The sequence below is a fragment of the Actinoplanes couchii genome (genome assembly GCF_016862075.1).
Taxonomy (GTDB): Bacteria; Actinomycetota; Actinomycetes; order Mycobacteriales; family Micromonosporaceae; genus Actinoplanes; species Actinoplanes couchii.
On the sequence record NZ_BOMG01000042.1, the window covers coordinates 312,841 to 332,044 of the forward strand.

The 19,204-nt window shown below is 71.0% G+C and carries 24 protein-coding genes; 18 read left to right on the forward strand and 6 right to left on the reverse strand.

Features of this window, described 5'->3' with window-relative positions; genetic code table 11:
• Window positions 1–75: 75 nt before the first annotated feature.
• Window positions 76–1,629: a caspase family protein gene (locus tag Aco03nite_RS16075; RefSeq protein ID WP_203795919.1), complete on the forward strand. Its 1,554-nt coding sequence runs from the start codon at window positions 76–78 to the stop codon at window positions 1,627–1,629.
• 78 nt (window positions 1,630–1,707) lie between these two features.
• On the opposite strand, the gene Aco03nite_RS16080 is transcribed toward Aco03nite_RS16075, so the two are convergent.
• The gene (locus tag Aco03nite_RS16080) at window positions 1,708–2,142 is read right to left on the reverse strand and encodes a MarR family winged helix-turn-helix transcriptional regulator (RefSeq protein WP_203795921.1); all 435 of its coding nucleotides are present in this window, start codon (window positions 2,140–2,142) and stop codon (window positions 1,708–1,710) included.
• A gap of 99 nt (window positions 2,143–2,241) precedes the next feature.
• Between Aco03nite_RS16080 and Aco03nite_RS16085 the strand changes: the two genes are divergently transcribed.
• The 10 genes from Aco03nite_RS16085 to Aco03nite_RS16130 all read left to right on the forward strand — a co-directional run bounded on the left by Aco03nite_RS16085 (window position 2,242) and on the right by Aco03nite_RS16130 (window position 10,117).
• Window positions 2,242–3,354 (forward strand): oxidoreductase, encoded by a 1,113-nt coding sequence (locus tag Aco03nite_RS16085; protein WP_203795923.1) that lies wholly within the window; start codon window positions 2,242–2,244, stop codon window positions 3,352–3,354.
• Between the two features lie 60 nt (window positions 3,355–3,414).
• Entirely contained in the window at window positions 3,415–3,693 is a 279-nt protein-coding gene (locus Aco03nite_RS16090; RefSeq protein WP_373872602.1) for an HAD family hydrolase, read from the forward strand.
• A gap of 79 nt (window positions 3,694–3,772) precedes the next feature.
• Window positions 3,773–4,663 (forward strand): ATP-binding cassette domain-containing protein, encoded by an 891-nt coding sequence (locus Aco03nite_RS16095; protein WP_239145199.1) that lies wholly within the window; start codon window positions 3,773–3,775, stop codon window positions 4,661–4,663.
• Window positions 4,660–5,427: an ABC transporter permease gene (locus Aco03nite_RS16100; protein WP_203795934.1), complete on the forward strand. Its 768-nt coding sequence runs from the start codon at window positions 4,660–4,662 to the stop codon at window positions 5,425–5,427. Before Aco03nite_RS16095 ends, Aco03nite_RS16100 begins: the two co-directional genes overlap by 4 nt.
• A complete protein-coding gene (locus Aco03nite_RS16105) occupies window positions 5,428–6,555 on the forward strand; it encodes a sensor histidine kinase (RefSeq protein WP_203795936.1) in 1,128 nt (375 codons plus the stop codon). It abuts the gene before it with no gap.
• An 8-nt stretch (window positions 6,556–6,563) separates the two neighbouring features.
• Window positions 6,564–7,214 carry a response regulator gene (locus tag Aco03nite_RS16110; protein ID WP_203795938.1) on the forward strand — a complete coding sequence of 217 codons (651 nt, stop codon included), beginning with the start codon at window positions 6,564–6,566 and terminating at the stop codon, window positions 7,212–7,214.
• Between the two features lie 121 nt (window positions 7,215–7,335).
• A complete protein-coding gene (locus Aco03nite_RS16115; protein WP_203795939.1) occupies window positions 7,336–7,836 on the forward strand; it encodes a hypothetical protein in 501 nt (166 codons plus the stop codon).
• A gap of 5 nt (window positions 7,837–7,841) precedes the next feature.
• The gene (locus tag Aco03nite_RS16120) at window positions 7,842–9,083 is read left to right on the forward strand and encodes a winged helix-turn-helix domain-containing protein (protein ID WP_203795941.1); all 1,242 of its coding nucleotides are present in this window, start codon (window positions 7,842–7,844) and stop codon (window positions 9,081–9,083) included.
• A 33-nt stretch (window positions 9,084–9,116) separates the two neighbouring features.
• A complete protein-coding gene (locus Aco03nite_RS16125) occupies window positions 9,117–9,803 on the forward strand; it encodes a hypothetical protein (protein WP_203795943.1) in 687 nt (228 codons plus the stop codon).
• Window positions 9,800–10,117: a transcriptional regulator gene (locus tag Aco03nite_RS16130; protein WP_203795945.1), complete on the forward strand. Its 318-nt coding sequence runs from the start codon at window positions 9,800–9,802 to the stop codon at window positions 10,115–10,117. The genes Aco03nite_RS16125 and Aco03nite_RS16130 overlap by 4 nt, the downstream gene beginning before the upstream one ends.
• Here Aco03nite_RS16130 and Aco03nite_RS16135 read toward each other — a convergent pair.
• Window positions 10,114–10,578, reverse strand: a complete 465-nt coding sequence (locus Aco03nite_RS16135; protein WP_203795953.1) for a nitroreductase family deazaflavin-dependent oxidoreductase — start codon at window positions 10,576–10,578, stop codon at window positions 10,114–10,116. The genes Aco03nite_RS16130 and Aco03nite_RS16135 overlap by 4 nt on opposite strands.
• Window positions 10,579–10,622: 44 nt before the next feature.
• On the reverse strand, window positions 10,623–11,075 hold the full coding sequence (locus Aco03nite_RS16140) for a DUF2267 domain-containing protein (RefSeq protein WP_203795955.1): 453 nt from the start codon (window positions 11,073–11,075) through the stop codon (window positions 10,623–10,625).
• Between the two features lie 110 nt (window positions 11,076–11,185).
• On the opposite strand from Aco03nite_RS16140, the gene Aco03nite_RS16145 reads away from it, so the two are divergent.
• From Aco03nite_RS16145 to Aco03nite_RS16155, 3 genes are all read left to right on the forward strand, one after another.
• Window positions 11,186–12,007 carry a helix-turn-helix domain-containing protein gene (locus Aco03nite_RS16145; RefSeq protein ID WP_203795957.1) on the forward strand — a complete coding sequence of 274 codons (822 nt, stop codon included), beginning with the start codon at window positions 11,186–11,188 and terminating at the stop codon, window positions 12,005–12,007.
• Between the two features lie 125 nt (window positions 12,008–12,132).
• Window positions 12,133–13,194: an ABC transporter substrate-binding protein gene (locus Aco03nite_RS16150; protein WP_203795959.1), complete on the forward strand. Its 1,062-nt coding sequence runs from the start codon at window positions 12,133–12,135 to the stop codon at window positions 13,192–13,194.
• 37 nt (window positions 13,195–13,231) lie between these two features.
• Window positions 13,232–13,939 (forward strand): CPCC family cysteine-rich protein, encoded by a 708-nt coding sequence (locus Aco03nite_RS16155; protein WP_239145206.1) that lies wholly within the window; start codon window positions 13,232–13,234, stop codon window positions 13,937–13,939.
• A 68-nt stretch (window positions 13,940–14,007) separates the two neighbouring features.
• Here the strand turns inward: Aco03nite_RS16155 and Aco03nite_RS16160 are convergent, their stop codons facing one another.
• Window positions 14,008–14,550: an EXLDI protein gene (locus tag Aco03nite_RS16160; protein ID WP_203795963.1), complete on the reverse strand. Its 543-nt coding sequence runs from the start codon at window positions 14,548–14,550 to the stop codon at window positions 14,008–14,010.
• Between the two features lie 49 nt (window positions 14,551–14,599).
• On the opposite strand from Aco03nite_RS16160, the gene Aco03nite_RS16165 reads away from it, so the two are divergent.
• Both Aco03nite_RS16165 and Aco03nite_RS16170 read left to right on the forward strand, forming a co-directional pair.
• A complete protein-coding gene (locus Aco03nite_RS16165; RefSeq protein ID WP_203795974.1) occupies window positions 14,600–15,541 on the forward strand; it encodes an ATP-binding cassette domain-containing protein in 942 nt (313 codons plus the stop codon).
• Window positions 15,538–16,299 carry an ABC transporter permease gene (locus Aco03nite_RS16170; RefSeq protein WP_203795976.1) on the forward strand — a complete coding sequence of 254 codons (762 nt, stop codon included), beginning with the start codon at window positions 15,538–15,540 and terminating at the stop codon, window positions 16,297–16,299. Before Aco03nite_RS16165 ends, Aco03nite_RS16170 begins: the two co-directional genes overlap by 4 nt.
• Here Aco03nite_RS16170 and Aco03nite_RS16175 read toward each other — a convergent pair.
• Both Aco03nite_RS16175 and Aco03nite_RS16180 read right to left on the reverse strand, forming a co-directional pair.
• Window positions 16,262–17,104: an alpha/beta fold hydrolase gene (locus Aco03nite_RS16175; RefSeq protein ID WP_203795977.1), complete on the reverse strand. Its 843-nt coding sequence runs from the start codon at window positions 17,102–17,104 to the stop codon at window positions 16,262–16,264. The genes Aco03nite_RS16170 and Aco03nite_RS16175 overlap by 38 nt on opposite strands.
• A 39-nt stretch (window positions 17,105–17,143) precedes the next feature.
• Window positions 17,144–17,812 carry a DUF4097 family beta strand repeat-containing protein gene (locus Aco03nite_RS16180; protein WP_203795979.1) on the reverse strand — a complete coding sequence of 223 codons (669 nt, stop codon included), beginning with the start codon at window positions 17,810–17,812 and terminating at the stop codon, window positions 17,144–17,146.
• Between the two features lie 213 nt (window positions 17,813–18,025).
• Between Aco03nite_RS16180 and Aco03nite_RS16185 the strand changes: the two genes are divergently transcribed.
• On the forward strand, window positions 18,026–18,748 hold the full coding sequence (locus tag Aco03nite_RS16185) for a GbsR/MarR family transcriptional regulator (RefSeq protein ID WP_203796156.1): 723 nt from the start codon (window positions 18,026–18,028) through the stop codon (window positions 18,746–18,748).
• Between the two features lie 177 nt (window positions 18,749–18,925).
• Window positions 18,926–19,195 carry a GlsB/YeaQ/YmgE family stress response membrane protein gene (locus tag Aco03nite_RS16190; RefSeq protein ID WP_203795981.1) on the forward strand — a complete coding sequence of 90 codons (270 nt, stop codon included), beginning with the start codon at window positions 18,926–18,928 and terminating at the stop codon, window positions 19,193–19,195.
• Window positions 19,196–19,204 lie beyond the last annotated feature (9 nt).

Below are 19,204 nucleotides of genomic sequence, written 5' to 3' on the forward strand. Positions count from 1 at the left end.
CACGTGACGCGGTTGGCCGTACTGATCACCGTTCGTTGTTGACGCCGTGCCCTCCAGTGAGCATCGTGGAGAATCATGACCAGTCGTGCACTGATCGTCGCCAGCCAGGTCGGCGGGCTGGGCGGCTGCGACGACGACGCCGACCTGACCGTCGACGTCCTGAAGTCGCGCGGCTTCCTGGTCACCGCACTGCGCGACGGCGCGGCCTCCCGGGCGGGCATCCTCCGCGGACTCGAAGAGCTGATCGCGGAGACCCGGGCCGACGACGCCGCGGTCTTCTACTTCTCCGGTTACGGTCGCCGGGCCGCCGCCGACCTGCCCGGCGCCCCCGCGGAGCTGCCGTTCCTGCTGCCCACCGACATCGCGCAGACCACCCCCGACGACTTCCGGGGCATCCTCGCCGACGAACTCAGCGTGCTGCTCTGGCGGCTGACCCTGCGCAGTCCGAACGTGACCTCCATCCTGGACTGCCGTTCCCCGTCACCGGCGGTTCGCTGGCCGGTCGCGGCGGTCGGCCGGCGGTGGATGGCCACCGCGCAGGCCTTCGAGCGGCTGCTCGCCACCCATCCGGGCTCACCCTGGCACGACGACAACCCTGATGTCGTACGCGTGACGGCCGGCGGCGCCCGGGAGCCGGTGACGGAGGGCTGGTCACCGGAGTTCCGCCGCAACCACGGGCATCTCACCGCGGCCCTGATGCCGATCCTGCGGGACAACCCGCACGTGACCTGGGCCGAAGCGATCGCACGGGCCCGGCCGCCGGTGGTGGCCCGCAACCCGCTGCAACACCCGGAGGTCACCGGACCGGCCGACCGGGTGGTGTTCACCACGACCCCGGGCCGCCGGACCGGGCGACCGCACCCGATCCGGGTGGACCGGGCGACCGGCGAGACCTGGATCGACGACGCCCACGAGAACGGCATCCACCCCGGCGACGAGCTGCTGCTCTCACCCACCGGCCGGGTGCCCGGGCCGGCCGCCCCGATCCTGCGGGTCGGGCACCTGCGCGGGACCGCGGCCCTGCTGACCGCGCCCGCCGGGATCACCGTCGACGGGGTCGCCTACCCCTGGCGCAGCACCGCACGGGACATCCCGGTCCGGGTGTCGTCGCTGGACGACACCGCCCTCGCGGCACTCGCCGCGATTCCCGGCACCCGCCTGGTGACCGGCGGTGACGAGGCCGCGATCGTCACCGTCTCGCCCGGATATCTCCTGCACGACGCCACCGGTCTCTCCCTGGTCCGGGAGCCGCTGCCCGATGCCGGCCGGCTTCGGGAGCAGGTCGCCGGGCTGGTCACCTCGGCCCGGCTGCGTGCGCTCGGTGATCAGCCCGGCGACCTCGACCATCCGGTGCGGTTGCGGGTGGACGGATCCGCGGGGCCGATCACCGACGGCGCGACCGTGCACTCCGGTGACCTGATCCAGGTCGCCGTGAGGCCGGGCCCCGGCACGCCGCTGTCCTTCATCTGGGGGCCGCGGGCCGGGTCGCGGTCCTGGACCGTGGCCTGCTCCTGCGCTGGCCGGAGTCCGTCCCCGCGGTCGCCGCCCGGCACGAGACGATCCTGGCCGTCTTCTCCGAAACCCCGCTGGACGTGCGGGAGCTCATCCGGTCCGGTGCCGTGGACCTGACCGGGTCCGCGATCCGGCAGATCACCTTCCGGTTGTGTCCCGGCGGCACACCCTGCCCCTGCGGGCGATGATCCGCGCCTATCGTTCCGCGCTGCCGCGCAGCGCCCGGACCAGCGGCGCCAGCTCCTCCTCGGCGCTGAGCGTGTCGAGGGCTTCGGCCAGTGCGGTGTCGTTGGTCGGGCGGGCCGCGGTGAGCATGCGGTGCCCGTCGGCGGTGACCTCGGTGTAGATGCCGCGGCGGTCGGTGGGGCAGATGTAACGCGACAGCAGCCCGCGGTCCTCCAGCCGGGCGACCAGGCGGGTGGTCGCCGACTGGCTGAGCGCGATCGACTCGGCGACCTGTTTCATCTGCAGGTGGCCGCCGTCGTCGTCGTGCTGGCGGCTGAGCACGTCCAGCAGGGAGAACTCCCGGACGCTGATGCCGTGGGCGGGTTGCAGGGCGCGCTCGATGTGCGCGCTGATCCGATCGTGCAGGACCTGGAGTGCACACCAGCGCTGAGCCAACGCTGTCATGGCCTACATCATAGCCGTTTGCAAAAGCCCGCGTGTGCAACTAATTTTGCTTGCGTCAGGCAATACAAGGCGTACGCAAGTATTTAGGAGCCGGCCTTCATGCCGCAGCTGTTCACGCCCCTCACCCTGCCCGCCCCGAAGGGCCCCGGACTCGCCCTGCGCAACCGGGCGATCATCGCGCCGATGTGCCAGTACGTCATCGACCGCGAGGACGGCGTGCCCACCGACTGGCATCTGCAACACCTCGGATCCTTCGCCGCCGGCGGGTTCGGCCTGGTCACCGTCGAAGCGACCGGGGTCGAGGCCCGGGCCCGGATCAGCCCCCGCGACGTCGGCCTCTGGACCGACGAGCAGCAGCACGCCCACGAGCGGGTGGTCACCTTCCTGCACTCGCAGGGCGCCGCCGCCGCGGTGCAGCTCGCCCACGCCGGTGGCAAAGCCTCCACCTACCCGTGGCTGCCCGGCCAGCCCGACGGCACGGTGCCCGTCGCCGACGGCGGCTGGACCACGGTCAGCTCCGTCGACGGCCCGGTCCTGCCCGGACTCGACGCCGCGAAAGGGCTGACCGTCGCGGAGATCGCCGAGGTCGTCGCCGCGTTCGCCGACGCGGCGCGACGTGCCGACGCGGCCGGATACGACGCCATCCAGCTGCACGCCGCCCACGGCTACCTGATCCACCAGTTCCTGTCGCCGCTCACCAACACCCGCACCGACGAGTACGGCGGCGACGAACAGGGCCGGACCCGGTTCGTCCGCGAGGTGGCCGCCGCGGTCCGCGAGGTCTGGCCGGACCACAAGCCCCTCGGCATCCGGATCAGCGCCACCGACTGGCTGGACGGCGCCTGGGACGTCGCCGCCTCCGCCCGCCTGATCCGCCGCCTCGCCGACGAGCACGGCGTGACCTGGGTGGACGTCTCCTCCGGAGGCCTCGGCGGCGGCGCGACCATCCCGGTCGGCCCCGGTTACCAGGTGCCCCTGGCCGCCGAGTTGACCCGGCAGCTCGCCGACCTCCCGCTGGTGGTCAGCGCGGTCGGCCTGATCGACGAGCCGATCCAGGCCGAGACCATCCTGGCCACCGGCCAGGCACACGCCGTGTCGATCGGCCGGGCCGCCCTGCGCAACCCGCACTGGGCCGCGTCGGCCGCCACCCGCCTCGGCGTCCCCCGCACCGACATCCCGCAGGCCCCCCAGTTCTGGCGCGCCGACTGGTGATCCACGGTTCGCCTACGCTGGGGCCGTGCGGACTTCGAGATCATCCATGAGAAGCGGCAGATCCGGCCGTTCATGGAGTTCGTGCTGGCCCGGGAGGACTACCAGCAGCCCAAACCGCATCCGGAACCGTACCTGACCGGCCTCGCGCGGTTCGGCGCCCGGCCGGCGGAGACACTGGTCGTGGAGGATTCCGCCAGGGGCCTGACCTCGGCCGTGGCCGCCGGCATCGACTGCGCCGTCGTCCACAACGACTTCACGAAGACCCATGACGTCTCCCGGGCCACCTATCGCATCAAGACGCTGGCCGAGGTGACCGACATCGTCCTCGGGCGCCGGTGAGCCGTGGTACCGCGGTACCACGACCACGCGGGACCGCGGTCGGATGGCAGGGCGACGGTCCGTCCGTAGCGTTCTGACGGTGATCGAAGTTCACGGACTGACCAAGAAGTACGGTGCCGTCCGAGCCGTGCACGACGTGTCGTTCCGGCTGGAAGCCGGGGTGATCAACGGGTTCGTCGGGCCGAACGGGGCCGGCAAGTCGACGACCATCCGGATGATGGTGGGCCTGGACCGGCCGACGTCCGGGCACTGCCTGATCGACGGCCGGCCCTACGCCCGGCTGGCCGCGCCATTGCGCGCGGTCGGCGCCCTGCTCGACGTCGAGGCGATCCATCCCGGGCGCAGCGGGCGCGACCACCTGCGGATCCTGGCCCGTACCCACGGCATCGGCGCCCGCCGCGCCGACGAGCTCCTGGAGATGGTCGGCCTGGTCGGCTCCGCGTCCCGCCGGGTCGGCGGTTACTCCCTGGGCATGCGCCAGCGGCTCGGCCTGGCCGCCGCCCTGCTCGGCGACCCGGCCGCGTTGCTGCTGGACGAACCGGCGAACGGCCTGGACCCGGACGGCATCATCTGGATCCGTTCGCTGCTGCGCGGCCTGGCCCGGGAAGGGCGGGCGATCCTGGTCTCCAGCCACCTGATGGGCGAGCTGGCCCAGACCGTCGACCGGCTGATCGTTCTCGGTCGCGGCCGGGTGCTCGCCGACGCGTCGCTGGCCGAGCTGGTCTCCCGCAACGCCACCCGCGTCGTGCACACCCGTACCGAACAGCCGGACCGCCTGGAGCTTCTGCTGCGCGAGCGCGAGGCGGCCGTCGCCCGGCGCCCGGACGGCAGCTGCGAGGTCACCGGGATGACCGCCGACGAGGTGGCCGTGCTGGCCCACCACGCCGGGATCCTGCTCTACGAGAACACCACCGTGCCCGCCTCCCTGGAGGACGCCTATCTCACGCTGACCAGGGGGAACAACCGATGACAACCGATTCGCCGGTACGCCTGACCATGCCCCGCCTGATCGCCGCGGAGTGGCTCAAGCTGCGGACGCTGCGCTCGTTCTGGGCGTGTGTGGTCGCCGCGCCGGTGCTGGCGGCAGGCGGTGCCGCGGCGTCGGCGCTGTCCTTCAGCGATCCGGACCTGGCCGGGGACGTGACCGCCCGGGACGCCGTCACCGAGGTGCTGGCGTCGTCGTCGGGCGTGCTGCAGATCGCCCTGGTGGTCCTGGCCGTGGTGGCACTGAGCTGCGAATACACCGGCGGCGCGATCCGGGTGACCCTGGTCGGCGTACCGCGCAGGCTGAGTCTTGTGGCCGCGAAAGCGGTGGTGGTCACGGTCGTCGCGACCCTGCTGGCCGGTCTGTCGATCGCCCTGGGGTACGCCGCCGCCCTCCCACTGCTGCACCAGGGCGACGTGGCCCCGCTGCCGTACGGCACAATGCAGGCGCTGTTCGGTGTGGAGGTCGGGTACTGCGTGCTGGTGGCACTGTTCGCGTTCGCCGTCACACTCACGGTCCGCAACACGGCAGCCGGCGTCGGTCTCGTCCTGGGGGCCGTCCTACTGCTGAGAGTGGTGCTGTTCATGTTCGACCCGCTGGTGCGGTTCGACCTGCAGAGTCTGGCGTTCTCCACCGCCGCGACCCAGGTCTGGACCGACCCGCTGTCGCGTGCGCTGCCGGTCGTCGCCGCGTGGCTGCTGATCCCGGCGGTGGCCGGCGCCGTGAACCTGATCCGCCGGGACGCCTGAGTGACCGAGCTCCGCCATGTCCTGCGGGCCGGCCGTCCCGGGTGGGGAACCGCGATCGTGGTCGCGTTCTGCCTGCTGTCGGGGCTCGACACCGACATGCTCGTCGACTGGGCGCCGACCGGCGAGTTCTGGTGGGGCCTGGCGGTCAACACGGTGCTGTCGCTCGCGCTGTTCTGGGGGCGTGCCTACCCGTGGCCGGTGCTGGCGCTGGTCGTGGTGGGCGACGCCCTGTCCGTGCAGACCCAGGCCGTGGTGTACGCGGTGGCGATGTACTTCCTGGCCGCGAACCGGCCGCTGCGGCAGGTGTCGGCCGGGGCGGCCGGTTCGCTGGCCGTGCTGGGGGCCGAGACGTTCCTGCGGTCCGGCCGCGACGACTTCGGCATCTTCCTCGCCTACTACGGGACCGCCGTGATCGGCGCGGTCCTGATCGGGGCGAACGTCGCGATCCGCCGCCGCTACGTGCAGGCCCTCGTCGACCGGGCCGCGCAACTGGCGCGGGAGAAGGAGCAGGAGGGGCAGTTGGCGGCCGCCCGGGAACGGGCCCGGATCGCCCACGACCTGCACGACATCGTCGCGCACAACCTGACCATCATGGTGCGGCTGGCCGACGGCGCGACCGCGGTCGCCGACTCCGACCCGCAGCGCTCGCGCCGGGCCGTCGAGCGGGCCGCCGACCTGGGCCGGGAGGCGATGAAGGACATGCGCCGGCTGCTCGGTGTGCTGCACGACGGGAGCCCGGACTCCGGCGGTGACCTGGAGAGCATGGTCGCGACGTTCCGGATCGCCGGGCTGCCGGTGACGCTGCGGCGCCGCGGGCTCGACCCGGTGTCGCCCGGCCTGCAACGGGTGATCTTCCGCATCGTGCAGGAGGGGCTGACCAACGCCCTGCGGTACGCCGAACATCCCAGCGAAGTACTGGTCGACCTGGACTACACCGGCCCGATCCTCATCGTGATCACCGACGACGGGCGGGGCACCACACCGGCCCCGTCGGTCGGCAGCGAGCAGGGCCTGAACGCGATGCGGGAACGTGCCGCCCTCTACGGCGGCACGGTGGAGGCCGGCCGTCGACCGGTCGGCTGGTCCGTCCGGGTCACCCTGCCCCACCCCACCGAGGAAACCTCCTGAGGACTGTGATGACCGAGACGACCCTGCTGCTCGTGGACGACCAGGAACTGCTCCGCGACGGCATGGCGATGGTGCTGTCCCAGGCGCCGGGCCTGCGCATCGTCGGCGAGGCCGGCGACGGCCGGGCCGGTGCCCTGATGGCCCGTGACCTGCGCCCCGACGTGGTCCTGATGGACGTCCGGATGCCGATCATGGACGGCATCGAGGCGACCCGGGACATCGTCGCGAACTGCCCCGGCACCCGGGTCCTGATCCTCACCACCTTCGACCTCGACGAGTACGCCTTCAACGGCCTGCGCGCCGGGGCCAGCGGGTTCCTGCTCAAGGACGCGCCGTCGGCCGACCTGATCCACGCGGTCCGTACGGTCGCCGCCGGTGAGGCGGTCGTCTCGCCCCGGCACACCCGCACCCTGCTCGACCTCTACCAGGGCGGACGCGTCACCACCCCGGCCGGTACCAGCGCACTCGGCGAGCTGACCGGCCGGGAACGCGAGGTGCTGATCGCGATCGGACAGGGCCTGTCCAACCCGGAGATCGCCGGGCAGCTGTTCCTGTCCGAGTCCACGGTGAAGACCCACGTCGGCCGGGTGCTGGCCAAGATCGGCGCCCGGGACCGGGTGCACGCGGTGATCTGGGCGCACACCAACGGTCTGGTCTGAACAGTGGTACCGCGGTACCACGCCCGGAGGGCACCGCGGTCGGATGTCCGGGCCGGCCGGCGTCCGTAGCGTCATTCCCGTACCGAGAACACACCTCGACCAGGAAGAAAGAGTCACCCCGATGAATGCTCAGGCCGGTCACCCGACGAAGCCCCGCACCACCCCGATCGCCCTCTGGGTTCTCGGCGCCGTAGTCGTGCTGATCGCCGCGGTCGTGCTCTGGGTCGGCTGGCCGCGGACTCCCGTCACCCTGCCGGCCGGCGACTCCCGGGTGGACGTCTACGTGATCGACGACCACGAGGCCCTGACCTACCCGGCGGCGACCGGCGAGAAGGACGGCTGGTTCGGCCGCCTCTCGCTCCCGTGCGGCGTGACCATGTGGTACGTCGAGTCGGCCGGCACCGCGATGTGCGCCACCCTGGGCGGCCCGCACGGCAAGATCACCGTCACCGGCACGGACGGCCGGCTCGAACTGCCCGCCGACTCCCAGGCGGCCGTGGCGCGCTGGGCCGCCGAGAACAGCGACAGCGACCCGGTGACCCGGGTCCTCCTGACCCAGGACGGCGACCCGGTCGCCATCGTCACCGTGGCCACCCCGGCCACCGCGGTCCCGGCCACCTGATCCGCATGGTGGGAGCACTGAGGACCACGTCGGAGCTCTCGCCGCGGGCGGTCCGGCGGTTCGTCCTCGGCCGGCAGGGTCTCTGGCCCGGCCGCCGGGTGGCGGCCGCCGACGGTGTGCGGTCGGCGCTGACCGAGGCCGGGATGATCCAGATCGATCCGCTCACGGTGCTCGCCCGCAGCCACGACCTCGCCCTGCACGGCCGGGTGCTGGACTACCGCCCGGCCGACCTGGACCGGCTGATGTACACCGGGCGGGAGTTCTTCGACTACGGCGGAACGCTGTTCGTCGTCCCGATGACGGAGTTGCCGTACTGGCGGACTCCGATGGCCCGCCGGGCCGGCGACGAGCGGTGGCGGGTCTTCGCGGCCGAGCATCCGGCGCTGCTGGACGACGTCCGGAGCCGTCTGCGCGACGAGGGTCCGCTCAGCAGCCGCGATTTCGGCGGCGCCGGGAAGCGCGGCTCGTTCCGGTCGGCGAAACAGAGCGCGAACGCCCTGTACTACCTGTGGCTGACCGGTGAGCTGATGACACACGGGCGCCGCCGTTTCGAGCGGCTCTACGGCTTCCGTGACGACATCGCCCCGGCCGGGCTCCGGCACGCCGCCCCGGTCGAGGACGCCGAGCGGTACTTCGCGGGCAAGGCCTTCGCCGTCATCGGGCTCGCGACGGCGCGGTCCTGGGCGCACCGGTTCGCCCGGCTGTGCCACCGCAAGGTGGACCGCGACGAGGCCCGGTCGCGGATCGCCGCGATGGTCGATCGGGGCGAGGTGACGCCGGTACGGGTGGCGCACAGCAGTGTCGTCCATTACGTGCGCACCGAGGATCTGCCCCTTCTGGAGGTGGTGGCGCGGGGTGGTGTGCCGGAGGCGTGGCGCCCGCTCGGGCCGGACACCACGGCGGAGGTCACCTTCCTGGCGCCGCTGGACATCGTCAGCGCCCGGGGCCGGGCGAGGGAGCTGTTCGGCTTCGAGTACCTGTGGGAGGTGTACAAGCCCGCCGAACGGCGCCGGTGGGGTTACTACACGATGCCGGTGCTGCACGGTGACGAACTGGTCGCCCGCATCGACCCGAAACTGGACCGGGAGACCGGCACCCTGCGGATCGAGGGGCTCTGGTTCGAGGACGACGCGACGGCCCGGGACGGTGACTTCCTCGACGCGTACGCGGCCGGGTTGAACCGTCTCGCCGAGACCTTCGGCGCCACCCGGGTCACCGGTCGTGTTCCCGGCCCGAATCTGCTCTAGCGCAAATAGGTTTGCTGTGGAAACCTGTTTGCCATGACAGCAGATGCGATACGTCCCGGGGACGACCCCCGCCGGATCCTCTCCGAGGTGCGCGGGCTCGCCGCCCGGGTGCGCCGTGATCAGCGGCTCACCTGGGTGGCGTTGCTGGTGCTGGGTGCGGTGACCCTGCTCGCCGTGCCGTTCGACGCGATCTTCATGCAGCTGCAGTGCCAGGCCGACGGGTGTACGTTCGCGCGCCGCGGGATGCTCTACTACTGGCCGCCCGCGCTGCTGATCGCCTACGCCACGATCGCCTGGGGCTATCTGCGGGCCGCCCGGGCGCGGGGTGTCGGCGGGCGCGTGCTGCCGTACGCGATCACCGGCGCGGTCACGGCCGTCGTGTTCACCGCGGCGTACGTGGCGGCGGCGCTCTACTTCCCGGCCAACCCGCCGTTCGAGGGCGGTCCGGTGCCGTTCTGGTGGATCGTGCTGGACCGGCTGATCGCCCCGTGGGGCCTGATCGGGCTCGCGCTGCTCGTGCTGGCCGCCGTGGAACGCAACGGTCCGCTGCTGCTGTTCACCGGGGGATACCTGGCGCTGGTGCTGCTGGTCCTGCCGACGACCGAGGGCATGTCCATGATGGGCGCGAACCTGAGGCTGTCGATGGCGGTACCCCAGCTGATCATCGGCATCGTGCTGCTGGCCGGGGCGTTCGGTTTCGCGAAGGCCCGCCGCCCATGACCGACGTCTCCGGCCACCCGGTCACCGGGCTCGACGAGGTCGTTCATCAGCGGGTCCGCCTGGGCATCCTGGCCATCACGCACGAGGCCAAGCGGGTCGAGTTCGGTTACCTGCGCACCCAGCTCGACCTGACCGCCGGCAACCTCTCCAAACACCTGAGTGTCCTGGAGGCCGCCGGCCTGATCGACATCGAGAAGGGTTACGAGGGCAAACGCGGCCGCACCTGGATCACCCTCACGGCCGACGGTGACGCCGCCCTCGCCGCGGAGATCAGCCGCCTGAAGATGCTGATCGCCCGCGTCGAGACCGCCTAACCGCGCTGCCGAGGTTCGAGGATCACCACGGTGGTGGGAGTGGGGCGCCGCGCGGCGTAGGCGTCGAGTTTCGGGTCGAGGTCGCGCCAGCGCTGCCACAGCCGGTCGTGTTCGGCGCCGGGGGTGGCGGCGCGGGCCCGGACCGGGCGCTCGCGCCCGTCGACCTCGGTGGTGGCGTCCGGCTCGGCCAGCAGGTTGAGCCACCAGGCCGGCTCGCCCGCACCCCAGCCGTTCATGGCCAGGGTGACCTGGTCCGGCCCGTCCTCGAAGTAGGCGACGATCACCGAGCGGGGCTGCCCGCTGCGCCGCCCGGTGGTGGTGAGCCGGAGCGCGCCCTCACGCCCCGGCTGTGGCCGCTTCAGTCCGAGGCGCCCACGGCTGATCCGGTAGATGCCGCGATGGAGGGACCAGACGGCCCGCATGACCGGTCGCGGCGGCAGGAACACATTCTTGTCCGCCATGGAGGCAGTATGGAACCGCCTCCCTGAGACCTGCCTGAGCAGCGTCAGGCGGGCACGACCGCGGGAACCCGGATGCGGTCGGTGACAGCGACGGCGGGCTGGGTGCGGGTGACGGCGGGCCGTCCGGCCAGCAGGAGCGGGCGCAGGTCGGCGGCGACCATGTGCGCGAAGGCCGCGGGGCTGATCACGTGCAGGGAAGCGTTCAGGTTCTCCAGGGCCACACGCGCCAGGAACGCGTTGTCGGGCTGGTCCACGTACAACAGCGCGGTGATTCTCTCGAGGAACGGGCGGCAGCTGGCCGGGGTCTCGGTGCGGGTGTGCCGGGCCAGCCCGGTGCGGATCTCGGTGGGCAGATGCGGGGCGAGCAGCTCCGACGCACGGACCGGAAGCACGTCGGTCACCGCGCCCAGCACCCCGGTGACCACCCGCAGACTCTCGCGGCGGCCGTGCAGGCGAGCCTTGCGCTCCACGTTGCACAGAAGGGCATCAATTTCCACTGGGCGTCCTTCCCAAACATGAGGATGAGCCCGAGTGGTGCCCGCTGAAGAAGAGACGAAACCGCATTGAGGCGGACGTCACCCCTCGGGGGCCGCGTACCCTCGCCGCCATGACTGCGCGAGCCGACGACCTCGGGCTGGGGGCCTGGCTGCGGGATCCGGGCACGGTGGTGCGCCGCGACGTGGGGCTGCCGCTCGGTGACCCGGTCCCGGAGGCGATCGTGGCCGCGTCCGAGACTCCGGGCGCGCCGACCGAGTGGGAGCCGCACGCGCACCCGGTCGACGAGCTGGTCTGGGTGCGCGGCGGGACGATGACCTCGCGGATCGGCAACCGGCTCTTCACCGTGCCGGCCGGGTTCGGGTTGTGGCTGCCGGCCGGAACCGTGCACGGCGGGCGGGTGACGGCCGGCGCCGAGCTGCACTACGCGTTCTTCGCCCTGGGCCGGGTGCCGGCCGGGTTCGGCGGTCCGGCCCTGGTCGTGATCACCCCACTGCTGGAGGCGTTGCTGGTACGCCTGACCAGGGCCGATCTGGACCCCGCGGCGCGGGAGCGGACCGAGGCGGTGGTGTTCGACGTGCTCGTACCGGCGGAGCGGCAGTTCGCGCTGGAGCTGCCGGGTGATCCGCGGATCGACGCGATCGCCGAGGCGCTGCTCGCCGACCCGGCCGACAAGCGGGGCCTGGAGGAGTGGGCGGAGCACCTGGGCGCGAGCGACCGGACGATCAGCCGGGCGTTCCGTACCGCGACCGGGTTGTCGTTCGCGCAGTGGCGGCAGGCGCTGCGGGTGCACCGGGCGCTGGCGATGCTGGCCGAGGGCGCCGATGTCCGGGACGTCGCCGAGCGGCTGGGTTATGCCCAGCCGAGCACGTTCATCGCGGCGTTCCGACGGGTGCTGAAAGTGACTCCGGGGGCGCTGGCCAAACGAGGGTGATGTCCGGAATCCCGTATCCGGTGTCGTCAGCTCGGGATTGCCGACAAGTTGATCATCACCTAGCCTCGGTAAGGCAAGGCAAGCCTTACTTCACGGTGCTGCACCGTCTCAGGAGCGAATTCCGCATGATCATTGTCAACCGTCTCGCGGTCACCGCCGCGACGCTCACCGCGGTCGCCGTCACGGCCACCGCCTGCGGCACCACGGACGTCGAGGACGTCCCCACCGCCGCCTCGGCGGCCCCCGCCTCGCAGAACTGTGCCGAGGACACCACGACCACGTCGACCGGCCCGGTGTCGATGACCGACGGTGTCGGCCGCAAGGTCGAGCTGGCCAAGCCGGCCTCCCGGGTCGCCGTCCTGGAGTGGCAGCAGACCGAGGACCTGATCACGCTCTGCGTCAACCCGGTCGCCGTCGCCAGCCCCGACGGTTACAAGCAGTACGTCACCGCCGAGAAGCTGCCCGAGGGCGTGGCCAGCGCCGGCGAGCGTGGCGAACCCGACCTCGACGCGCTGTACGCGAGCAACCCGGACCTGATCGTCATGGAGGTCTACAAGGCCGACGACGAGCTGCTCGCCAAGCTGGAGAAGCGTGGCGTCCCGGTCCTGGCCACGGTCGGCGCCGACGCCAAGGGCCAGATCGACAACATGAAGAAGGTCTTTTCCATGATCGGTACGGCTACCGGCCGCACCGAACGCGCCGACGCCGTCCTCAAGGACTTCGACGCGCACTTCGCCGCGGCCAAGGAGAAGCTCGCCGCCGCGAACGTGCCCGCCACCAAGTTCCTGTTCTTCGACGGCTGGATCGAGGGCTCCAACGTGGTGATCCGCCCGTACGGCAAGGGTGCGCTCTTCACCGAGATCGGCGAGCAGCTCGGCATGACCTCGGCCTGGACCGACGAGATCAACTCGGCGTACGGCAGCGGCGGTGTCGACCCGTCCTACGGCCTGGCCCAGACCGACATCGAGGGCCTGACCGCCGTCGGCGACGCGACCCTGTTCTACGCCAACGACGGAACCCCGGAGAACTACGTCACCGAACTGAACAAGAGCGCGATCTGGAAGGCACTGCCCGCGGTCAAGGAGGGTCGCGCCCACACCTTCCCGAACAGCGTCTGGGGAGCCGGCGGCCCCAAGTCCAACGAACAGGCCATCGACGCCTACGTGAACATCCTGACCACGAAGTAGGTGGCAGGGTGGGAGAGTGCAGATCTCCTACCCCTGCGTGTGCTGCGGTCATCTGACCCTGACGGGGCCCCCGGGTTCCCGTCAGGTCTGCCGCGTGTGCGGCTGGGAGGACGACGTCTACCGGCTGCGCTGGCCGTACCGGGCGGGCGGGTCCTCCCTGATCGAGGCGCAGAAGAAGGTCACCGGTCCGGCCGAGTTCGACCGGGATCCGTTCTGGCGACCGATCGACACGGCACGCGACCGGTTCGAGCCGGGCGGGCGGGAGTTGGCGCCCTGGCCCGAGGACCGGACGGTGCTGTACTGGTGGCGCCGCCGTCCCGGAACCCTCTGGTGGGAGGAACCCGGCCCACGCCCCGAGGACGCCGGCGACGGCCCGGCCGACGACTTCGCCGAGGCCGTCCGGGCCGTCGCCGCGTTTCCACCGGCGACCGCGGACAACCTCCAGGGCATGGCCGTCGACTTCGACCACTACCTGTGGGAGTGCCCGTCGATCCGGGACGTGGTCGTGGTCAGCGGCCCGGACCCGGACCGCCAGTTGACGGCACACTGCCGCGCCGAGTCGGCGTCCGCGCCGCACCGGGTCGCCGCCGACGTCGAGCAAGTGTGGACGCGCGACCTCCGCTACGTGCACTGGGAGGCCCACCGGGTCCGGCTCGAACCGGCCTCGGTGATCCTCGACGCGGTGACGGTGAGCAGCGAGAACGGCTACCGGATCACCGCTACGATCGTCGTCACCTGGGCGTGACCGGACAGCCGTCCTCGTGCGTCGCTCAGAAAGTCTTCGTGCGTTGCTCAGAAGTCTTCGTGCGTCGCTCAGATGTCGAGGTCTTCGACCACCGGCTCGTCGCTGATGGTCTGGCGGGCCACCGAGTAGAGCTCGGCCGGGAGCAGCGGCTCCAGCTCCTCGGCGGTGTCGACGACGGTGAAGGTCGCCTGGGCCGGGGTGCGCATCCAGGCCTGGTCGGGGGACCAGTCGCCGATCCAGCCACGCCAGCCGGTGGACCACTTGCGGCTGCGGTCGGCGGCCGGGCCGACCGGAACGTGCAACTCGGACCGGGAATGGTGCACCGCGAACCGGCCCCCACTGGTCCGGAACAGCGAATACGTCTCGTCACCCTCGTTACCGGTCGCGGTCCACTCGCCGAGGGCAACCCCGAGGAACCGTTTGATCGACGAATCCCCGAGCCCCACCTTCACGGTGATCTCGTCGAACCCGGCCTTCTTGGCCTGCTCGATCTGCACCAGACGGTGCAGCGCGGTGACGATGGCGCTGGACAGGTTCCCGCCGGTCAGCTCCTGGGCCTGCTGCAGCAGCGGGAGGTCGTCGTCGGCGATGTAGATGGTCTTGTTCGGCATGTGACTCCCCTCTGGACATCAGTGTACTCATACGTGTACGACTACGTACATGGATACGTACACGTGGCCGATTGAGGTCGAGGACCTCACCGTGGCCTACGGCCGCACCAAGGCCCTGGACAAGATGAGCCTGCGCGTCGGGGCGGGCACCGTCACCGGACTGCTCGGTCCCAACGGCGCGGGCAAGACCACCCTGGTCAGAGTGCTGGCGACGCTGATGCGCCCACAGCGGGGAACCGCCCGGGTGATGGGCCACAACGTCGTCGGTGACGCTCTCGGCGTACGGCGGAAGATTGGTCTCGCCGGTCAGTTCGCCGCCGTCGACCAGGAACTCACCGGCCGGGAGAACCTGGAGACGATCGGCCGCCTCTACCACCTGCCCCGCGCCGAGGCCCGCCGCCGGGCGACCGCGATCCTCGAACGCTTCGGCCTCGCCGACGTCGCCGACCGGCGGGCCGGCACCTACTCCGGCGCCATGCGGCGGCGCCTCGACCTGGCCTCCAGCCTCACCGGCCGCCCACCCGTGCTGCTGCTCGACGAACCCACCACCGGCCTCGACCCGCGCTCCCGCCAGGAGTTGTGGGCCATCGTCGACGAACTGCGCCGGGACGGCACCACCGTCCTGCTCACCACCCAGTACCTGGAGGAGGCCGACCGGCTGGCCCAGCACATCGCCGTGCTGGACGGCGGCACGGTCATCGCCTACGGCACCCCGGCGGTGCTGAAGGCCGGCATCGGCGCCGACATCCTGCGGATCGGGCTGCACGATCCGGCCGACGTCCCGGCCGCGAGGCTGCTGCTGGCCGGTCTCGGCACCATCGAAGACCCTTTGTCGGTACGGGTGACCAGGCCGGACGCATCGGTCGAGGCCCTCCGCCGTCTCGACGCCGCCGGCCTGCGGGTGTCCACCATCGAACTGGCCCGGCCCAGCCTCGACGACGTCTTCCTGCACCTGACCGGCCACCCGACGATCCGTGAGGAGTCCCGATGAGCAACACCGTCCTGCACGACAGCCGGGTGCTGGCGGGCCGTCAACTGCGCAAGACCCTGCGCCGGCCGACGTACATCGTGTTCTCGTTCATCCAGCCGGTCATCTTCGTGCTGCTGTTCCGGTACGTCTTCGGTGGCGCCATCGACACCGGCGCCACCACCTACGTCAACTTCCTGATGCCCGGCATCATCGTGCAGACCGCGGTTCTCGGCGCCCTGGTCACCGGCCTCGGGCTCACCGAGGATCTGGGCAGCGGTTTTGTCGACCGGCTCCGCTCACTGCCGATGGCCCACTCGGCCGTGCTGCTGGCCCGTACCGCAGCCGATCTTGTCATGAACGTCTTCTCCCTGACCGTCATGATCGTGGTCGGACTGCTGGCCGGATTCCGCCCCGACCAGCCGGCATGGCAGCTGGGCATGGCGTTCCTGCTGGTCCTGGGATTCTCGTTCGTCTTCTCGTGGATCAGCGCCTGGATCGGCCTGACCGTCCGCAACCCGGAGACCGCCCAGTCGGCCGGTTTCATCTGGGTTTTCCCACTGACCTTCGCCTCGTCGGCGTTCGTCCCCACCGACACCATGCCCACCCCGGTCCGGGTCTTCGCCGAACACAACCCGGTGACCCTGGTCATCGACACCGTCCGCGGCCTCACCACCGGCGGCCCCGACCCGGCCGCCCCGGCGCTGCGCGTCCTGATCTGGTTCACCGCGCTGCTGCTGATCTTCATTCCGTTGGCGGTACGGGCTCTCCGCCGCGCTTGATCTCGCTGGTGGCAGCGGTATCGCGGATGGCCTCGGCGATGGTGGGGGCGTCCTTCTTGAGCAGCGCGCCGTGGTTGCTGGTCACCTTGGCGTGGATGCGGATGTTCGGGTTGCGGACGGTCACCGCGTCCAGGCCGGCCCGGATCTGTTCCTGCTCGTCACCCCGGCTGCCGAACGAGGCTCCCGAGGCCACGACGTACCGGGTGGGGACGGTGACGGCGTCGAGGACGGGGCTCAGTTCGCTCTCTCGGGACAGCTCGCCCAGCTCGATGTTGCTGTCGGCCTGCTGGTCGGCGGTCATCCGTGGGGTGAGGCCGGTCGGGCGCAGCAGGGGCAGGAACCAGCCCATCCGGCGGAACAACTTGCGGATCCGAACCTCCATGGCCTCGTCGAGCCAGTCGTGCGGGAACGCGCCGTCGACCAGGACCGCGCCGATCGTGCGGTCCGGGAACCGGGCGGCCCGGTGCGCGGCGACCACCGCGCCGTAGGACCAGCCCACCAGCAGCGCCCGGTCCAGCCCGCGAGCCGCCATCACGACGTCGACGTCGCGTACCGCGGCCTCGAAGGAGTAGTCCGCCGACCGTTTCGACCTGCCCCGGGCCCTCTCGTCGTAGGTGATGTGCCGCCACCCGGTGCCCAGCTCGGCGATGACCCGCCGCCAATAGCCCTGGGTGGCGAACTGCCCGTTGAGGTAGAGCACCGGGATGCCGGAGCCCCCGGTGTCGGTGACGGCCAGGGCCGTGTCCTCGACCGGCACCATGCCGGACCACTGCGCCACGGTCGGGACGTCGCTGTCGTTCGTCATGAGATTCCCCTGTTCCTGGTCGGTTGGTGGTGGTTGTCGTCAGAGACTGTGGGCGGTGATGTCGCCGTGGGCGGTGGTCGCGTGGATGCTCAGCGCGGCGCCGCCTTCGGTGCTGGTCAGGGTGTTGTGGACGCGGCCGGACCTGGTGCCGGCGTCCAGGGTCGCGGCGGTGCCACGGGCGGCGCCGATCGAGATGTCGCCGTGGTCGGTGCTCAGCGTGACGGTGCCCTCGACGGCCTCGGTGACGTGCAGGTCGCCCTTGCTGGTGGTGATCCGCGCCGGGCCGCCCAGCCGGCCGACCTTCACGTCGCCGGCCTGCAGGGTCAGGCGGGCGGCCGCCGTCTCGTCCAGCGTGATCGAGCCGTTCGCGCTCTCGACGGTGACGTCGCCGAGGCGTCCGACGCCCCGGAAGTCGGCGAGGGCCGCCACGGCCTCGACCCGGGAACCGGCGGGCAACTGGATCGTCACCTCGACGGCGCCGGACGCGCCGAGAAGCCGGTTCGGGGCCTCCTCGGCCACGACGCGCAGGACACCGTCGGTGTAGTCGACAGCGATCCGCTGCGCGGCCTCGACGTCGCGGCTCTTGGCGGCGTTCTCCGGCCGGATCTCGACAGTGGTGTCGGCCCGGTCGGCGGCGATGAGCCGGATCCGGCCGGCGGGGATGCCGAGCACGGCCGAGACCGGGGTGGGGGTGTCGAACTTCATCATCGTGAACTCCTTCGATCGAATGTTTCTGACAACGGAAAAGCTACGTTGCCTTCACGATGTCAGCAACATCGATGTTGCACTCTCATGTCATTTCTGCTGTTCAGGGCGTTGCATTCATTGCAATGGGTCAGGATGCAACGCAATGCCTGCTTGATCGTCCGTTGCAATGAGCGTAGGGTGAACGCTAAGTGGACGGATGCGAAGGAGGCCGTGGTGCCGGGTGGCAGGCTCACGCAACAGGAACGCCAGCAGATCGCGCTCGGGCTGGCCGACGGCCTCGCCTACGCGGAGATCGCCCGGCGCATCGATCGTCCGACCTCGACCGTCACCCGGGAGGTGATGCGCAACGGTGGCCCGGGCGCGTATCGCGGTGATCTCGCCCAGCACGCCACCGAACATCGCGCCCGCCGCCGGCCCAGGGCGGTGCCCGGGCGGTCTCCGGCCCTCCGGTCGGCCGAGGGGAGGGACAACGAGGCCCTTCGCGCGTACGAGGAAACCTTCGCCACCATCTTCATGCAGTCGGGCCTTCCCCGGATCACGGCGCGGGCGCTGGCCGGTCTGTACACCACCGACACCGGCAGTCTCACCGCCGCCGAGATCGCCGAGCGATTGCAGATCAGCCCGGGATCGGTCTCCAAAGCGGTCGCGTTCCTCGACAGTCAGGGTCTGATCAGGCGGGAACGTGACGAGCGGCGCCGGGAACGATATGTCGTCGACGACGACGTTCTGTACCAATCCGTGATGGCCAGCGCCCGGTCCACCGCCCAGCTCGGTGAGATCGCCCGGCAGGGAGTGGACATCCTCGGGCCCGGCACCCCGGCCGCCGCCCGGTTGGAGAACATCGCGCGCTTCGTCGACTTCGTCTCGGAGAACATCGCACGTGCCGCCGACCAGGCCCGGGAGATCCTGCACAGCAAACCCGACAGGGATCACTAGCCGGAATCTTGCCGTTTCCTGGCGCTTTCCTCAGATGCTGCAAAGGTTTTCCTGTCCCTTTGGCAAATGGTGAAGAGGGACACAGTGAATGGTGGCAAGAAATCCTCCCGATGCGTTTGAGTGGAGTCACCGGATGGGAATTCCGGCGCTGTCGCCGCAATTTCTGAGGAGCGTTTCGTGGAAGTCACCGGATTCTTCGCCGCCATTGTCATCGGTCTCGTCATCGGCGCCCTCGGCCGGCTCGTCGTGCCCGGCAAGCAGAGCATGCCGATCTGGCTCACCCTGCTGATCGGCGTCGTCGCCGCGATCATCGGCACCTTCATCGCCGCCGGGCTGGGCGTCGACGACACCAAGGGCATCGACTGGATCGAGATCGCCATCCAGGTCGGCGTGGCCGCCCTCGGTGTGGCCCTGGTCGCCGGCACTTACGGCCGCCGCAAGCACTGACCCCAGCCA

Excerpts from the sequence above, each read along its gene's own strand:
- Aco03nite_RS16075 (WP_203795919.1), top strand. The coding sequence starts at position 76 with ATGACCAGTCGTGCACTGATCGTCGCCAGCCAGGTCGGCGGGCTGGGC.
- Aco03nite_RS16080 (WP_203795921.1), bottom strand. The coding sequence starts at position 2,142 with ATGACAGCGTTGGCTCAGCGCTGGTGTGCACTCCAGGTCCTGCACGAT.
- Aco03nite_RS16085 (WP_203795923.1), top strand. The coding sequence starts at position 2,242 with ATGCCGCAGCTGTTCACGCCCCTCACCCTGCCCGCCCCGAAGGGCCCC.
- Aco03nite_RS16100 (WP_203795934.1), top strand. The coding sequence starts at position 4,660 with ATGACAACCGATTCGCCGGTACGCCTGACCATGCCCCGCCTGATCGCC.
- Aco03nite_RS16110 (WP_203795938.1), top strand. The coding sequence starts at position 6,564 with ATGACCGAGACGACCCTGCTGCTCGTGGACGACCAGGAACTGCTCCGC.
- Aco03nite_RS16115 (WP_203795939.1), top strand. The coding sequence starts at position 7,336 with ATGAATGCTCAGGCCGGTCACCCGACGAAGCCCCGCACCACCCCGATC.
- Aco03nite_RS16120 (WP_203795941.1), top strand. The coding sequence starts at position 7,842 with ATGGTGGGAGCACTGAGGACCACGTCGGAGCTCTCGCCGCGGGCGGTC.
- Aco03nite_RS16125 (WP_203795943.1), top strand. The coding sequence starts at position 9,117 with ATGACAGCAGATGCGATACGTCCCGGGGACGACCCCCGCCGGATCCTC.
- Aco03nite_RS16130 (WP_203795945.1), top strand. The coding sequence starts at position 9,800 with ATGACCGACGTCTCCGGCCACCCGGTCACCGGGCTCGACGAGGTCGTT.
- Aco03nite_RS16135 (WP_203795953.1), bottom strand. The coding sequence starts at position 10,578 with ATGGCGGACAAGAATGTGTTCCTGCCGCCGCGACCGGTCATGCGGGCC.
- Aco03nite_RS16145 (WP_203795957.1), top strand. The coding sequence starts at position 11,186 with ATGACTGCGCGAGCCGACGACCTCGGGCTGGGGGCCTGGCTGCGGGAT.
- Aco03nite_RS16150 (WP_203795959.1), top strand. The coding sequence starts at position 12,133 with ATGATCATTGTCAACCGTCTCGCGGTCACCGCCGCGACGCTCACCGCG.
- Aco03nite_RS16160 (WP_203795963.1), bottom strand. The coding sequence starts at position 14,550 with ATGCCGAACAAGACCATCTACATCGCCGACGACGACCTCCCGCTGCTG.
- Aco03nite_RS16165 (WP_203795974.1), top strand. The coding sequence starts at position 14,600 with ATGGATACGTACACGTGGCCGATTGAGGTCGAGGACCTCACCGTGGCC.
- Aco03nite_RS16170 (WP_203795976.1), top strand. The coding sequence starts at position 15,538 with ATGAGCAACACCGTCCTGCACGACAGCCGGGTGCTGGCGGGCCGTCAA.
- Aco03nite_RS16175 (WP_203795977.1), bottom strand. The coding sequence starts at position 17,104 with ATGACGAACGACAGCGACGTCCCGACCGTGGCGCAGTGGTCCGGCATG.
- Aco03nite_RS16180 (WP_203795979.1), bottom strand. The coding sequence starts at position 17,812 with ATGATGAAGTTCGACACCCCCACCCCGGTCTCGGCCGTGCTCGGCATC.